We start from the raw sequence: 15,247 nt of genomic DNA on the forward strand, positions 1-15,247 counted from the left end.
TATAACGCATATTATTCGTTTTAATGTTCGTGTTTTGCTCAAACCTGGTCGAGAACTCCAGCTTTTTAAAGCAAAAAAATAGCCTTAGAGACAATCTCATCTCTAAAGCTAACTTATTTTGAGAGCACACTTATCCCCCGACAGCGCCTTAACAAACTAATTGTTTTAGGCTGCTTTAGTGGAAAGTGATTTACCATCCTTTGCTATAAACAGTTGTGGTGCCACCGTGAGTAAAATACCAACAACCACGATTGCCAAAACGGTGCTGAACAAAGCCGATCCACCGTTGACGATCAGTGAATAAATCCACACATTCATGCCTTTTGGTGCGTAACTGCCCCAAAAAACAACTCCAGCGATGAAATGAATGAAGTACTTAGCAAAGGTTCCGACAATAATGCCAGCAAAAGCATAGCCGCTAGCTTTTACTTTCTCACCGCCGCGGACAGCCTTTTGAAATGATGCAAAAGTCAAGCCCATCAAGCCAACCAGCGTAAAGGCAATTGGATATTCCAAAAAGCCTTGAACCGGATTCAAAACACTGCCACCACTAAGGCCGCGGAGGATCAAATCAAGAATCCCCCATACAAACCCGGCCCACGCTGCAGGAATTGCCCCGCGCCGCATCGCCAAAACCGCGATCGGAATCAACCCATAGTTCAATTCAATCGCCGAAACACCGGTTGTATGCGGAATATAAGTCAACGCCATTGCAAACGCCGCAATAATCGCTGTTTCCAAAATCACAACCAGACGCTTATGTTGTTGCATAAAAAAAGCCTCCCAGTGAATCCCCACTCACAAAGAAGGTCGTTTCCGACATTCACAAATCCCTACGCTCGCACTAACGAACAGGTTCGAAGGGTCCGGGTCTCCCCGCTCTCAGCCAATGGCTCCCCTTTGTGAAGGTTCATCTAATTAATTGATACATTGTCATCGTACCAGACTTTATAAAAAGCGCAAACATTTTGTCCAGAACAGAGCGTGAGCCAGCCCGGTTAGAAACCGGAGCATAAGTGGCCTTGAGCGTGATGACCGGGTTTTGGTCATTGCGCTCAAGGTCCTTATGTGCAGGTTTCTGGGCTGGCGAACGCGTTTATGAGCGTATACTGGAGCGCTTAGAAACCGGAGCATAAGCGGCCTCAGACGTGATGGCCGGGCTTTGGCCATTGCGGCTGAGGTCCTTACACGCAGACTTCTGCGCCGGCGAACGCGTTTATGAGCGTTTACTGGAGCGCTTAGAAACCGGAGCATAAGCAGCTTTGAGCGTGATGGCCTCCTCTTAACCATTGCAGTGTGATCCATACATCCAGCTTTCTGCGCCATGAAGCACGTTATGGTAAACGCATTTTCCAAATTCACAAAGCAACCGGTCTCACCATCAAAACACACCGCACACCTCACCAAAAATTTTCAGCTCAACTTCAAAGCTACCGACTCAGACGAATTTTTTCATCCCGATGAAGTGTCTCCAAAGATTTTCCTGCTGTCTCCGGCACACACAAAATGACAAACAGCAAAGAAACGAGATTGGTGCCAATGAAACAAACAAAAGTCCAAAACATACCAATGCCTGCCAAGCCGATCGGGAAAAGAACGCCGACCGCAAAATTAGCGAGCCACAGGAAAAATGTCGCCGTTCCCATTCCCAAACCGCGTAATTGCTCGGGAAAAATTTCGGATAGAAGCAACCACGTCATCGGGCTAATAGCGCCTTGGAAGAACGCTAGAAAAATCATCATCATGGTGATGGTTGTAAATGCGCGCCATGAAGAGCCTGCAGGTAAGCGGCTCGCGAAGGTCACGCCAGTAATTGCAATACTAGTCCCGATTAAGCCGATGATCAGCAATGGACGCCGCGGAACATGCTTTAGCAACTGTAAGGTGACAAGGGTTGCTGCAACTGCAGTTACCCCATTGGCAATATTGGTGATTAAGGCACTATTACGACCAAATCCGGTCATTTGCAAAATCGAGGTACCGTAATACATCATGACATTGATCCCGGCAATCTGCTGAATCACGCCCAATCCTATTCCGATTAGCACTAGCCGCCGAATCCACTTAACCTTAAGCGCCGTGACCCGGACTTTCTTGTGTTTCGCGCTGGCCGCAATGGTTTGCTCCAAATGATCAAGTTCTCGCGGAACCTCTTGCGGTGCACGAAGAACCGACAAGCTCGCCTTTGCAGCTGCCTGTCGCCCTTTCATGACTAACCACCGTGGCGACTCCGGGACAAAATAAATGCCGATTCCCAAGACAATAGCAGGAATAACCGCCAACACAAGCATCCAGCGCCAAATCCCAGGCATATCACCAAAGTTTGTCCCTAACACGGCATTAAGGATGAACGCAAGCAACTGACCGGTGACGACCATCAATTCATTTTGGGTCACCAGCCGCCCGCGATGGCTTGTTGGCGCAATTTCGGCTAAGAAACTTGGCACTAACACGGAAACGCCACCAACCGCTAATCCTAGAATCAATCTTGCCCCAATCAGCCAAATAGCACTTGGCGCCATTGACGAAGCAAGCGTTGCCAGAAAAAATAATCCGGCTAATCCAGCAATTAACCGTTTGCGTCCATAACGATCACTAATACGCCCCACTAAAACAGCACCAAATGCTGCCCCAAGTGTCAAACTGCTGGTCACCCAGCCTTGCTGACCCGGAGCCAAGTGAAGTTCACTGGAAATAAATGGCAAGGCACCATTGATGACGCCGGTGTCATAGCCAAAAAGAAGGCCACCCATTGTTGAAATCAGGGCAACTAACCTTAAACGAACACGTGCGCTCATCAACGAATGGTGTCGTTGACGCAAGCCTGTCTTTGTTTGATTCTGCAAATACATGCAATTCCCCCTCATCGACTAGGTGAACCGCCATACCTACTAGCAAAGATCCGCATCGCAGCTCGACCATTTAGTTTACATAATAACCATAGCACTTTTCTGAAAAATCTGCAGAGCGTGAGCCAGCCCGGTTAGAAACCGGAGCATAAGTGGCCTTGAGCGTGATGGCCGGGCTTTGGCCATTGCGCTCAAGGTCCTTATGTGCAGGTTTCTGGGCTGGCGAACGCGTTTCAACAAGAGCGTGAGCCGGCGCGCTTAGAAGTCGGAGTGTAAGTGGCCTCAGACGTGATGGCCGGGCCTTGGCCATTGCGACTGAGGTCCTTACACGCAGACTTCTGCGCCGGCGAACGCGTTTCAGAGCGTGAGCCAGCCCGGTTAGAAACCGGAGCATAAGTGGCCTTGAGCGTGAGGACCGAACTTTGATCATTGCGCTCAGGGTCCTTATGTGCAGGTTTCTGGGCTGGCGAACGCGTTTCAGAACGCCACAATCCAGACTTGTGCCCCATCTTCCGTCAAGAGATCACAACCAATTTTTCAATTCCAAACAAAAAAGCGTCAACCCTAGAAAGGATTGACAGCTTCTTTAAATCAATACATTTTATTGTCCGGTAGTCTTCTTAACCAGATCAGCGTTTTCGTCGTTTGAAATATTTTCATTCAACGCAACGTCAGCCATCTTGGCCATGTCCTCGGTGGAAAGCCGCTTCATCAAGCTGCGAACCTTAAGAACAGAAGTTGCAGACATGGAATATTCATCAAGTCCCATACCAAGCAATAATGGAACCATGATTGGATCGCCAGCTGCTTCACCACACATACCAGCCCATTTGCCTTCCTTATGCGCTGAGTCAATAACATGCTTAACCAGTCGCAAGATGGATGGGTTATATGGTTGATACAAGTATGAAACATGTTCGTTCCCACGATCAGCAGCCATCGAATATTGAATCAAATCGTTGGTACCGATTGAGAAGAAGTCAACATACTTGGCGAACTGATCAGCCAAAACAGCTGCAGCAGGAATTTCGATCATGATGCCAAGTTGGATGTTGTCGGAAACCTTCACGCCATCCTTGACCAGCTTTTCTTTTTCTTCAGTAAAGATCTGCTTAGCCTGTTTGAACTCGGCAATCGTCGCAATCATCGGGAACATAATCCGTAAGTTACCAAAAGCAGACGCACGCAACAACGCACGCAGCTGAGTCCGGAAAATATCCTGACGATCAAGACTGATCCGGATCGCACGATAACCCAAGAATGGGTTCTGTTCTTGCGGTAATGGCAGATATGGCAAGTGCTTATCCCCGCCAATATCCATGGTGCGAACAACAACCGGCTTTGGATTCATCGTTTCAAGAACCTTCTTGTAGGCCTCAAACTGATCGTCTTCAGTCGGTAGTTCAGCAGAATCCATGTATAAGAACTCAGTCCGATACAAACCAATACCTTCAGCGCCATTCGCCAAGACCCCATCAAGATCTTTTGGTGTCCCGATATTAGCAGCAACATCAAAGTGCTTACCATCAGCGGTAACCGATTTGGCTGTCTTCAACTGCGCCCATTCAGCTTTTTGCTTGGCAAATGCTTCAGCAGCCTGCTTGAATTTGGCAACTTCATCAGCAGTCGGATCAATGACAACTTCGCCAGTCAAACCATCGACGGAGATCGTTTCCCCGTTGGTCGCTTTCTTAGTGACATCGTCCGTACCGACAACGGCTGGAATTTCCAGCGACCGTGCCATAATCGCACTGTGCGCTGTCCGTCCGCCGATGTCAGTGACAAAGGCCTTAACATATTTCTTGTTCAATTGGGCAGTATCAGAAGGCGTCAAATCGTGAGCCACGATAATGACTTCTTCGTCAATTAATGCCGGATTCGGCAGTGTACGTCCTAACAAATGTGCCATGATCCGTTTGGTAACATCGCGAACATCGGCAGCACGTTCCTGCATATATGGATTATCCGTCATGCCTTCAAAAGTCTGAATGAAGAATTCAGAAATTTCTTTCAATGCCTGTTCAGCATTGACTTTTTCATCTTTGATCTTGGACTCGATCTGACCCGTAAAGTCAGGATCAGCCAAAATCATCATATGGGCATCAAAAACTTGTGCCTCTTCTTCGCCAAGCGATTCAGCGGCCTTTGCTCGAATAACCTTTAACTCATCATTACTTTGATCAAGTGCCTGCTTTAGCCGGTCGATCTCCTTTGAAGGATCATCAACCGTCTTTTTGTCAAATGATAAATCAGGTTGAACCAGTAAATAGGCCTTCGCTGTGGCGATCCCATCACTAGCAGCGATTCCCTTCAAATGTTCAGCCATTATTCAGCCAAGCCTTCCTTTTTCATTGTGTCCGTAATTGCAGCGATTGCATCGGCTTCGTCAGCGCCTTCAGCAGAGATTGTAACATCGGCACCTTGACCAACGCCCAAACTCATAACACCCATGATGGACTTCAAGTTAACGCTCTTACCTTTATATTCCAAGTTGATATCTGAGTTGAACTTGCTAGCTGCTTGTACCAACAAGGTTGCCGGACGTGCGTGAATCCCGGTTTCTGCAATAATGTTAAATTCGCGTTTTTCCATGACTGATCTGCTCCTTCGTATTAACTAGATTTTTCTAGTGTTTTTCCGAATAGTTTGTGTGCGTACTCGTACCCAAAACAATTCATGTAAACCTTACCATTTTTTTCAGCCTATCACAAGCGCCACATGAGATTTGGCACTTACTTAGCGGGAATCGACCGACCGGTAATGGTACTCGATGACACCATCGCGTTTGGCCATCCCCACAATCTCTTCACGATCGGGATAGTTTGTCCATGCCGACCGAAACGCCATAAACGTTTCCGGCGTCACCGTGATCTTGTCACGCTGACCAGTCTTTAACTCATCCATTAAAGCGACATAATCCTGAGTCATCTATTTGCCTCACCTCACTTCATAAGGGTAGCATAAAAGTAGGCATTGAAAAAGCGCTAAGGCCTGATATCACTGAAATTTTTGCATCTTTTTAGCACTCTTGCGGTTAGAGTGCTTGCATTCTGGTAATGAGGGTGTATACTATTGCCATAGGTCAAGAAAGGTCAAACCTTTTTGACCGTTATGTGGCACCTAATTAGACAGGAAGGTTGTGACAAAATGTTATGTGAAAACTGTCATAAGAATCCAGCCACTATTCATCTTTCAACCGTTGTTAATGGTACTCGGCAAGAAATCAATCTTTGCCAGAACTGTTATCAATTACTCAAGAAACAAGCAGGAGGAAATATGAATCCAACCAACGCATCCGATCCATTTGGGTTTGGAAGCTTAGATGATATTTTCCGTGCGATGAATCAGGGAATGGATCAACCGCAACAGCCAAACGCACAGGTTCCGCCTACCCAGGCAGGACGCGGCGGCAACGGCAACAATGGCCGCAATGGCAACGGCGGTAAAGGCTTGTTAGGTCAGTTTGGTGTTGATCTCACTGAACAGGCACGCAAAGGTCAAATTGATCCAGTCATCGGTCGTGATAAGGAAATTTCACGCGTGATTGAAATTCTGAATCGCCGGACCAAGAATAATCCAGTTTTAATCGGTGAAGCCGGGGTCGGCAAAACCGCGGTTGTTGAGGGACTGGCCTTAAAGATTGCTAATGGTGACGTTCCAGCCAAGTTGCAGGATCGCCATGTAATTCGCCTTGATGTCGTTTCACTCGTTCAAGGCACAGGCATTCGCGGTCAATTCGAGCAGCGCATGCAACAACTGATTGACGAACTGAAGCAAAATAAGAATATTATCCTATTTATTGATGAAATCCACGAAATTGTGGGTGCCGGTAATGCTGAAGGCGGGATGGACGCCGGCAACGTCTTGAAACCCGCATTGGCTCGTGGCGAATTACAACTAGTCGGGGCAACGACCAGCAACGAATACCGTCAGATTGAAAAAGATTCTGCCCTTGCTCGGCGCCTTCAGCCAGTGATGGTTGAAGAGCCTAGCGTTGATGAAACCATTAAAATTCTGAAGGGTCTGCAACCGCGCTATCAAGACTTCCACCATGTGAAATACACGGAAGGTGCGATTGAAGCTGCGGCAACCCTCAGCAATCGTTACATTCAGGATCGCTTCCTCCCTGATAAAGCCATTGACTTGTTAGACGAAGCCGGTTCACGCAAGAACCTGACAATTGCAACCGTGGATCCTGAGACCATTAAAGCTAAGATTGCTGATGCCGAAAAGCAAAAGCAAGCCGCACTCAAGCAGGAAGACTATGAAAAAGCCGCCTTCTATCGTGATCAGGTCACCAAGTTAGAAGACATGGCCAAAAAGCAATCCAACCTGCCAGATAATGAAATCCCAACAGTTACCGAAAAAGACATGGAAAAAATTGTTGAAGAAAAGACAAACATTCCAGTCGGTGAACTCAAAGCTCAGGAACAGGCGCAACTGAAGAATCTCGCCAGTGACCTTGAGCAACACGTCATTGGTCAAAATGAAGCAGTTGATAAAGTTGCTCGAGCAATTCGGCGCAATCGCATCGGCTTCAATAAGACCGGGCGACCAATTGGCTCATTCCTCTTTGTCGGACCAACCGGTGTCGGCAAAACGGAACTGGCAAAACAGCTCGCGAAAGAACTATTCGGTTCTGAAGATGCCATGATTCGGTTTGATATGTCGGAATACATGGAGAAGTTCAGCGTCTCTAAGCTCATCGGGTCACCGCCAGGCTATGTCGGCTATGAAGAAGCCGGCCAGCTAACTGAAAAAGTTCGGCGCAATCCATACAGTTTGATTCTGCTTGATGAAATCGAAAAAGCCCACCCGGATGTCATGAACATGTTCCTGCAGATTCTGGATGACGGCCGCCTAACCGATTCACAAGGTCGAACTGTTTCCTTCAAAGATACTATCATCATCATGACTTCTAACGCCGGATCAACTGATGCGGAAGCTAACGTAGGCTTTGGTGCAACGTTAAGCGGTAAAACCCACAGTGTGCTGGATCAGCTGGGTAACTACTTCAAACCAGAATTCCTGAATCGCTTTGATGACATTGTTGAATTCAAGCCGCTTTCTAAAGACGACCTATTGAAGATTGTGTCACTGATGATTAATGACACTAACAACAATCTCAAGAGTCAGGGATTAACGATTCATGTCACCGATCCCGTCAAGGAAAAGCTTGTCACTCTGGGTTACAATCCATCCATGGGGGCACGGCCATTGCGTCGGGTTATCCAGGAACAGATTGAAGACCGTGTGGCTGACTTTTACCTCGACCATCCTAATGCCAAGGAACTTGAAGCAAGGATCAGCAACGGAGAAATCACAGTTGGCGAACCAGCCAAGGCAGAAGCCTCTTCAAAAACAGCCAAGAAATAATCCGATTGTTGAAGATTGAAACGTTCTCAGTGCGACCAATTGGTTATCGTGGTCGTAAATGAGGCTCGCACTAAATCGGTTCAAGCATAAATTGCTTGAACCGGTTTTTTTATTCCGCAGCTTCCAGGATCAACTATCAAAATAAAAAGTTCACGCTCTTTTCTTGTCAGTGCAGCAGCGATCAGCGCTTTTGCTTACTGAATATACGCCTAGAAAGCTAAAGTTAGTGGACCTCAACGAGCGTAGTTGTATCCATTCCGTCCAGTCATCACGATGTCAATAATATTATTTTTTCTTAAACTGTTTTATAATAAAACCAGTAGGGAGAGAAATGGAGGGCATGACCATGCGATTAATTAACGTAACCAACAGCTTCAGAAATTTGGTAAACCAGCAGCTGAGCGGTACCGATGCCCGACTCGTCAAAGTCTTTTCACTCGGTCAAACCACAGTTGTTTATACAGAGGCCCCTTCGCATATTGAGCTATTATTCACCAATGAACGCCGCAACATCCAGCGTGAAGAAATTGCCTTCACGTTAGATCGCTTGCTAAAGAAATCAATCGGTGATGTAACGCCAATTATGGGACACCACCTAGCAGAGGTCACGGTTCCCAAGCTTGAGCGCCAGGCAGAATAAGCCGCTGTCATTATCAGATAACTTTTTAGGTGAGGTCGGCTGTTGATCCTCATACCGATAAGATTTTCACTTACTAGTACTCCAAGTCCTGTTGGCCGGTCAGTCCGGAAGCACAGGCATCAAAAAAGCGACCGTAAATGGCCGCTTTTTTGATGCCTGCTTTTGATTATAGTTTCGCCGTTAACTTGACATCCGGATACTTGTCAGCAAACCAGCGCTCTGCATATTGATTTTCAAATAAGAATAGCGGATCGCCGTGAACGTCTTCAACAAGCAGGTTACGGGAACTACTCATCTTTTCGTCCATTTGCTCAGGGTCAATCCAGCGAGCAATGCGGGAGCCAATTGGCGTCATGACCACTTCAGAATGATATTCATGCAGCATCCGAAATTGGAAAACTTCAAATTGCAACTGGCCGACAGCCCCCAAAATGTATTCATTGGTGTGATAAGTCTTATACAATTGGACAGCACCTTCTTGAACCAGTTGTTGCATACCTTTGTGGAACGACTTTTGTTTCATCACATTCTTCGGGGTTACACGCATAAACAGTTCCGGCGTAAACTGCGGCAACTTCTCAAACTGAATCGGCGTTTTCCCTTGGTAAATGGTGTCGCCAATTTGAAAATTACCGGTATCATACAAACCAACAATGTCCCCTGCTACCGCTGTAGAAACCGTTTCGCGGCTGTCGGCCATAAACTCAGTCGAATTATTTAGCCGCATAGTTTTACCTGTGCGATGCAAGATAACGTCCATCCCCCGGTCAAATTCACCAGAGACAATCCGCACGAATGCAATGCGATCGCGATGAGCCGGGTTCATGTTCGCCTGAATCTTAAAAACAAATGCCGAGAATTCCGGATCAGTCGGTTTGATTTCGCCACCTTGAGCAGTTTTCTTTGGCCCTGGCTCAGGCGCGTACTTAACAAAGCTATTTAAAAAGGTTTCGACACCGAAATTGGTTAACGCGGAACCAAAGAAGACAGGTGTTTGATCGCCAGCCATGATCTTCTTGAGATTAAACTGATTGCCGGCATCGTTGAGCAACTCAATATCATCCAGCGTCTGCGTATAAATCGAATCTTGGGTCAAAGGCTCGCTGGCATCCAGTTCGCCTCTGTCGTTAAGCGGCAAAAAGCGATCGGCACCTTCCTGTCGGTACAATTCAATCCGATTATTGACGCGATCATATAATCCTTTTAACCCTTTACCCATACCGATCGGCCAGTTCATCGCATACCCTTCGATTCCGAGCAAGTCTTCTAGCTCGGCAATTAAGTCCAAAGGTTCGCGGCCATCACGATCCAGCTTGTTCATGAAGGTAAAAATTGGAATGCCGCGCTGTTTGACAACCTTAAACAGTTTTTTCGTTTGTGCTTCAATCCCTTTAGCAGAATCAATCACCATCACTGCCGCGTCAACTGCCATCAGCGTTCGATACGTATCTTCAGAGAAATCCTCATGCCCCGGCGTATCCAAAATATTGATGCGCTTACCTTGATAATTAAACTGCATGACGGAACTGGTGACGGAAATCCCACGTTTCTTTTCAATTTCCATCCAGTCAGATTTGGCAAAATGACCGGATTTCCGTCCTTTAACGGTACCGGCTTGGCGGATGACACCGCCAAATAACAACAGCTGTTCCGTAATGGTGGTTTTCCCGGCATCCGGATGTGAGATAATCGCAAACGTTCGCCGTTTTGCTACTTCTTGTGCTCGTTCTTGTGGTTTCATAATCTGTTTCCTTCCAAAAATAACACTACGACTGCCAACATACTTTTAACTCTCAGTGCTGGCATCGCTAACTATCCGCCTCCTTGGAAACAACTTCTAAAGGCGGCGTCTCACTTAAATGAATATGCACATTGACCAGCCGAGAACCTTCGACTTTACCAGTGGCAAGCCGCACCCCCGGAGCCAGTTCGAGCTTTTCACTATGATGGGTCGAAGGAATGGCCCCAAGTTGAGTGAGCACATAACCGGCAATCGTGTCAACATCCGGTGCATCTAAGTTAGTTTTAAACAGCTCATTAAATTCCGAAATCGGCATCCGTCCCGAAACAATGAAGTCGTGGTCGGTTTGTTTCGTGTATAGCTTTTCAGCCTGGTCGGATTCATCATCAATATCGCCGACAATTTCTTCCAACAAGTCTTCAATCGTGACAATGCCAACGACCCCGCCATACTCATCCAAAAGAATGGCCATCTGTTGTTGCTTGGTTTGCATTTCAGTCAACAACACGTCAACGGGGATCGTCTCCGGGACAAACACCGGCTCAATCATCACCGATTCGATCTTAACCTGGTCAAAGCCAACACGCCGGGCTTCCTTAAGCAGATTTTTAATATGAACGATCCCAATAACGTGATCTTTGTCTTCTTCATAAACTGGAATTCGCGAATAAATGTTATTCAAAATTGCATCAATAGCGCTTTGATCCGGTTCCTTGGCATCAATCATAAACGCATCCGTACGCGGCACCATGACTTCACGCGCCATCGTATCAGACAACGAGATGATACCTTCAAACATTTGGTACTCGTCCGGTTCAATTGCGCCGGCATTGCGACCATTTTCAATCATGGCAACCATTTCTTCTCGGGTAACGGACTCGCCTTCATGACTAAACTCCATGGGGGTCAGCTTCATCAGCAATTTAGTCGAGGCGGATAATAGCCAGACAAACGGGCGCATTAACGTTGCCAGCCAACTAATCGGGGTGACGCTGATCTTGGCAACCCGTTCCGTCATCTGAAGCGCCACCTGCTTAGGATAAAGTTCCCCGAAAACAAGCGAGAAATACGACAAAATCAACGTCACTAAAATCACTGCCGCTTCGTGTGCAAACGACCAGGACCCAAAAATCGGAGCGACCTTATCGGCTAATGTCGTCGCCGCTGAAGCCGAGGCAAAGAAACCGGCAAAGGTGATTCCGACTTGAATGGTAGCCAGAAAATGACTTGAATCCTTCATGATGACAACTAGCTTGGCGGCTTTGCGATCACCTTTATCAGCCTGTGCCTGCATTCGAGCACGTGAACTTGAGACAACCGCAATTTCTGCGGCTGCAAATCCTGCATTGATTAATGTTAACAGCACAATGAGGATTAACTGTCCCCATATCTGGCCGTCCGGGTCACTGCCCATTTCGAATCCACAACCTTTCGTAAAAAAAACGGGGACTCATCCCCGTAGTTCGATCACTTTAGTATAGCAAGACCTTATTTCTTTTTCAATTCTGAATCAGGCTTGTCAGCGTGCGTCGGGGCTTCAAGTGACAATTCATGGTCCTCATCAAAATCCTCGTCATTCTTATGCTCCTGGTGAAAACGATACAGCTCATATAAATAAGTAATGACCGTCTTAATGACAGCGTAAGTCGGCACGGCAAGAATGGTGCCCAGCAAGCCCCACAGATTCCCCGCTACCATCAGTAAAATAATGATGGTCAACGGATGAATATCAAGCGAGCGGCCAATGACATTAGGATAAATAAAATTGCCATCCGTCATCTGAATAATGACGACAACCAAGACCACGAGCAACATTTTAGTCCATCCTTCAGTAGCAGCAATAATCAAAGCCGGCGCAATCCCGATGTAGGGGCCTAAATAAGGAATAATGGTAACAACACCGGCAATAAAACCAAGCAGATACGCATACGGCATGCCGATAATCAAGTAGCCGATAAAGGTGAACGTACCAACGAACAAACATTCAATCGCCTGCCCGCCAATGTAATGCGATAAGGTCGCGTTAAGTCGGGTAAAGACAGTAGCCACTTCAGCATGATAACGCCGCGGCAGCAAGCGCTGAATACTTGGAACGAAATTTTCGCCATCTTTGAGAAAATAAAAGAGCATCACCGGAATCGTAATAATACTGATAACGGTACTTGCCAACGAGCCAATCACCCCAGGCAGGCCACTTGAAAAACCGCCAAGTACCTGACTCAGCAGTTTACTTGGGGAAATCTGCAAACTCGCAACATATTTACCGATGTTTAACCGCTGATACCAAGTATAATGCGATGCTTTGCTGATAAATGTGCGGACACCTTTTAAGAAGTCGGGGATATTCGTCACGAATTGGGTTATCTGATAGATCAGGTTCGGTAACACCGCCATGACAATCAAAACAATCGCACCAATGACAACTAAGAAAATCAGTAAAATCGAAACATTGCGGCTGATATGCAATCGCTGTAATAACTTCACAATCGGGTTAAACAGGTAAAACAAGAATCCCGCCGAAATGATCGGGATCAGTAACGTTGAAAAGAAAGTCGCGACCGGTGCAAATAAAAAAGAAACCTGCGTTAAGCCGATCACGACAAAAATTAAGACTAACAATTCGACTGACCAGAACATTAATTTTGAATGGCGTAACTTATCGAACATAATCGACCTCCCCAACGTCTTCTCACTAGTGTTATAATAGCAAACAATTTATCAAAACGGAAAGAAGGCTGACGTATTGGAAGTAAAATCAACAACAGACTTAGACTCTCAGGTTCATCACGACAGCGTACAGATAAGAACCCATGTATTTGTGGAAGAACAACACGTTCCGGCAAATCTGGAAGTGGACGCGGATGAAGGCAAAGCCACTTATTTTGTCGTCTACGATGCTGGCTTACCGGTCGCAACAGCACGGATTTTACCAGAAGGAACCGGTTATCACGTCCAGCGTGTTGCCGTCGAAAAGGCCTACCGCAAACACGGGCTTGGAAAAATGGTTTTAAATGCAATTATTGCCTATGCCCGCGAGCAAAACGTTGCGTTCCTGAAGCTCGGAGCACAACTGCAGGCAATCGGTTTTTATAAAACATTGGGCTTTCAGCTAACCGACCAGCCTGAATTTCTAGACGCCGGAATCCGTCATCGCGAAATGCAATTACAGCTTACGTAACCTTGTGTATGATTTGATTAAACCATCCGAATGTGAAAAAAATACGCTTCTAATTTGATTTTCTTAGAAGCACACCCTGACAAGCCGCTTAGTTCGTGCTTGTTTTTTTATTCATATTCATCAACCCCGGTTAGCTGATGCGGATTGATGTACAGGCGATAAGCCACCTCGGCAACCTTACCACCGTTCAAGCGATAACTTTCCAGATAGTAAGGATGATCCGTTTGCCCAAGCCGCTCCGGAAGCGGGTATCCTGCTTGTTCAATAACGTGTAACCCTTGATTAAAGCTGGTCGCTAACGGCAATTCTTTCATGAGCACGCGATCGGCAGACTGCTTCACCTGCCCGGCAGTTGCGGCTGGCAGTTTAAAACACTCATAATTTTGGGGCACTTTGACGTCAACCGGTAACAAACTGCCAACCCAATAAATAAAGGTATTGTACGGCGAAAAAACAACCAAAGCTGTTCGATTAGGTGTTTTAGTCAACTGATCCAGTGTTTTAAAACCAAACTGGTGTTCAAAATCCGCCCACGCCGGTGCAAACGTCCCCAGTTGGTCGCTATCTTCGGTTGTATATGCGTGCCCTGCCAACAATTGTGCTGGCTGTTGTGGAATCTCTTTCATGTTGCCCTCCAAAACCTAGTGGACTAAATCCGATGTGCAAGCTGAATATACCGCCGATACCATAAATCCACGTATGCCTGCGAAAATGGTCCTTTACCGTGATTAATCCAATCGACAAGCACTTTGACGTTTGCCTTTAAGATTCGATCCGTTGTTGCAGGATAATGCCACAATTTCCGATGCGCTTCATACTCATCGACATCTAAAAGGCGTTTTTCACCATCAGCAAAAACCTTCACATCCAGATCATAATCAATATACTTCAATGCTTCCTGATCCATCGTAAACGGGGTGGCCAGATTACAATAGTAAGAAACGCCGCCTTCACGAATCATGGCAATGACATTGAACCAATAATGTTTATGAAAGAAAATAATCGCCGGTTCTCGCGTTAACCACCGGCGGCCATCTGATTCGGTCACCAATGTATGATCGTTACAGCCGATTAAGGCATCTTCACTGGTTTTAAGAACCATCGTATCACGCCAGGTACGATGCAAACTGCCATCATGTTTATAACTCTGAATGGCGAACGATTCGCCTTCTTTAGGGATTCGCATACTTAACCCGCTTTCTAAAATTCCGTGTTTCATTATAACAAACCTCATGAAAATACGACAGCGCGTAAGTAAGTCGGACGGCGGTAAGTGTCAACTTTTCCTCGGTTCTACTCTCATTATGTGATTTCCGATACTCCGAGCTGGCTCCGCGGTGGCTGGGCTGGAACGTGGTGGGCACGACTTCGAACCCGCAAAGACCGCGGTTTCGAAGCTCGGCCTTGGTCTAAAGCGGAGAAGCCCACTCCGCTTAAGACCAATTTCACCACTGAGCCCGCCA

General features: G+C 46.6%; 13 protein-coding genes and 1 riboswitch. Of the genes, 3 read left to right on the forward strand and 10 right to left on the reverse strand.

All coding sequences use genetic code 11. From position 1 onward, the window contains the following. Positions 1-165: 165 nt before the first annotated feature. From thiT to EL173_RS09280, 5 genes are all read right to left on the reverse strand, one after another. The gene (gene thiT, locus EL173_RS09255) at positions 166-771 is read right to left on the reverse strand and encodes an energy-coupled thiamine transporter ThiT (protein WP_014569766.1); all 606 of its coding nucleotides are present in this window, start codon (positions 769-771) and stop codon (positions 166-168) included. A gap of 41 nt (positions 772-812) precedes the next feature. Next, positions 813-910, reverse strand: a riboswitch (TPP riboswitch). A gap of 520 nt (positions 911-1,430) precedes the next feature. After that, on the reverse strand, positions 1,431-2,852 hold the full coding sequence (locus EL173_RS09265) for a sugar porter family MFS transporter (RefSeq protein WP_014571401.1): 1,422 nt from the start codon (positions 2,850-2,852) through the stop codon (positions 1,431-1,433). A gap of 598 nt (positions 2,853-3,450) precedes the next feature. After that, complete coding sequence (gene ptsP, locus EL173_RS09270; protein WP_005685430.1) at positions 3,451-5,175, reverse strand: phosphoenolpyruvate--protein phosphotransferase; 1,725 nt, start codon at positions 5,173-5,175, stop codon at positions 3,451-3,453. After that, positions 5,175-5,441: a phosphocarrier protein HPr gene (locus EL173_RS09275; protein WP_003566007.1), complete on the reverse strand. Its 267-nt coding sequence runs from the start codon at positions 5,439-5,441 to the stop codon at positions 5,175-5,177. The genes ptsP and EL173_RS09275 overlap by 1 nt, the downstream gene beginning before the upstream one ends. A 144-nt stretch (positions 5,442-5,585) precedes the next feature. Further along, entirely contained in the window at positions 5,586-5,777 is a 192-nt protein-coding gene (locus EL173_RS09280) for a hypothetical protein (protein ID WP_005685424.1), read from the reverse strand. Positions 5,778-5,996: 219 nt separating this feature from the next. Here EL173_RS09280 and EL173_RS09285 point away from each other — a divergent pair, with 219 nt between their 5' ends. Both EL173_RS09285 and EL173_RS09290 read left to right on the forward strand, forming a co-directional pair. Then, positions 5,997-8,225: an ATP-dependent Clp protease ATP-binding subunit gene (locus EL173_RS09285; protein WP_015764535.1), complete on the forward strand. Its 2,229-nt coding sequence runs from the start codon at positions 5,997-5,999 to the stop codon at positions 8,223-8,225. Between the two features lie 346 nt (positions 8,226-8,571). After that, positions 8,572-8,865: a DUF1827 family protein gene (locus tag EL173_RS09290; protein WP_005685422.1), complete on the forward strand. Its 294-nt coding sequence runs from the start codon at positions 8,572-8,574 to the stop codon at positions 8,863-8,865. 166 nt (positions 8,866-9,031) lie between these two features. Here EL173_RS09290 and EL173_RS09295 read toward each other — a convergent pair whose 3' ends face one another. The 3 genes from EL173_RS09295 to EL173_RS09305 form a co-directional block, all read right to left on the reverse strand. Continuing rightward, complete coding sequence (locus tag EL173_RS09295; protein ID WP_005689866.1) at positions 9,032-10,606, reverse strand: peptide chain release factor 3; 1,575 nt, start codon at positions 10,604-10,606, stop codon at positions 9,032-9,034. Positions 10,607-10,673: 67 nt separating this feature from the next. Further along, entirely contained in the window at positions 10,674-12,020 is a 1,347-nt protein-coding gene (locus EL173_RS09300; RefSeq protein ID WP_019728515.1) for a hemolysin family protein, read from the reverse strand. A 74-nt stretch (positions 12,021-12,094) separates the two neighbouring features. Further along, positions 12,095-13,273: an AI-2E family transporter gene (locus EL173_RS09305; protein ID WP_005685419.1), complete on the reverse strand. Its 1,179-nt coding sequence runs from the start codon at positions 13,271-13,273 to the stop codon at positions 12,095-12,097. Between the two features lie 76 nt (positions 13,274-13,349). On the opposite strand from EL173_RS09305, the gene EL173_RS09310 reads away from it, so the two are divergent. Continuing rightward, positions 13,350-13,784 (forward strand): GNAT family N-acetyltransferase, encoded by a 435-nt coding sequence (locus EL173_RS09310; protein WP_005714043.1) that lies wholly within the window; start codon positions 13,350-13,352, stop codon positions 13,782-13,784. 107 nt (positions 13,785-13,891) lie between these two features. On the opposite strand, the gene EL173_RS09315 is transcribed toward EL173_RS09310, so the two are convergent. Continuing rightward, positions 13,892-14,410 (reverse strand): hypothetical protein, encoded by a 519-nt coding sequence (locus EL173_RS09315; protein WP_005689868.1) that lies wholly within the window; start codon positions 14,408-14,410, stop codon positions 13,892-13,894. A gap of 23 nt (positions 14,411-14,433) precedes the next feature. Continuing rightward, complete coding sequence (gene ntdP / locus EL173_RS09320) at positions 14,434-14,970, reverse strand: nucleoside tri-diphosphate phosphatase (protein ID WP_015764536.1); 537 nt, start codon at positions 14,968-14,970, stop codon at positions 14,434-14,436. Between the last annotated feature and the right edge of the window lie 277 nt (positions 14,971-15,247).

It is taken from the genome of Lacticaseibacillus rhamnosus, from assembly GCF_900636965.1.
Classification (GTDB): domain Bacteria; phylum Bacillota; class Bacilli; order Lactobacillales; family Lactobacillaceae; genus Lacticaseibacillus; species Lacticaseibacillus rhamnosus.

What these genes read in the sequence shown, in the direction of transcription:
- thiT (WP_014569766.1), bottom strand. Translation starts at nt 771, where the DNA reads ATGCAACAACATAAGCGTCTGGTTGTGATTTTGGAAACAGCGATTATT.
- EL173_RS09265 (WP_014571401.1), bottom strand. Translation starts at nt 2,852, where the DNA reads ATGTATTTGCAGAATCAAACAAAGACAGGCTTGCGTCAACGACACCAT.
- ptsP (WP_005685430.1), bottom strand. Translation starts at nt 5,175, where the DNA reads ATGGCTGAACATTTGAAGGGAATCGCTGCTAGTGATGGGATCGCCACA.
- EL173_RS09275 (WP_003566007.1), bottom strand. Translation starts at nt 5,441, where the DNA reads ATGGAAAAACGCGAATTTAACATTATTGCAGAAACCGGGATTCACGCA.
- EL173_RS09280 (WP_005685424.1), bottom strand. Translation starts at nt 5,777, where the DNA reads ATGACTCAGGATTATGTCGCTTTAATGGATGAGTTAAAGACTGGTCAG.
- EL173_RS09285 (WP_015764535.1), top strand. Translation starts at nt 5,997, where the DNA reads ATGTTATGTGAAAACTGTCATAAGAATCCAGCCACTATTCATCTTTCA.
- EL173_RS09290 (WP_005685422.1), top strand. Translation starts at nt 8,572, where the DNA reads ATGCGATTAATTAACGTAACCAACAGCTTCAGAAATTTGGTAAACCAG.
- EL173_RS09295 (WP_005689866.1), bottom strand. Translation starts at nt 10,606, where the DNA reads ATGAAACCACAAGAACGAGCACAAGAAGTAGCAAAACGGCGAACGTTT.
- EL173_RS09300 (WP_019728515.1), bottom strand. Translation starts at nt 12,020, where the DNA reads ATGGGCAGTGACCCGGACGGCCAGATATGGGGACAGTTAATCCTCATT.
- EL173_RS09305 (WP_005685419.1), bottom strand. Translation starts at nt 13,273, where the DNA reads ATGTTCGATAAGTTACGCCATTCAAAATTAATGTTCTGGTCAGTCGAA.
- EL173_RS09315 (WP_005689868.1), bottom strand. Translation starts at nt 14,410, where the DNA reads ATGAAAGAGATTCCACAACAGCCAGCACAATTGTTGGCAGGGCACGCA.
- ntdP (WP_015764536.1), bottom strand. Translation starts at nt 14,970, where the DNA reads ATGCGAATCCCTAAAGAAGGCGAATCGTTCGCCATTCAGAGTTATAAA.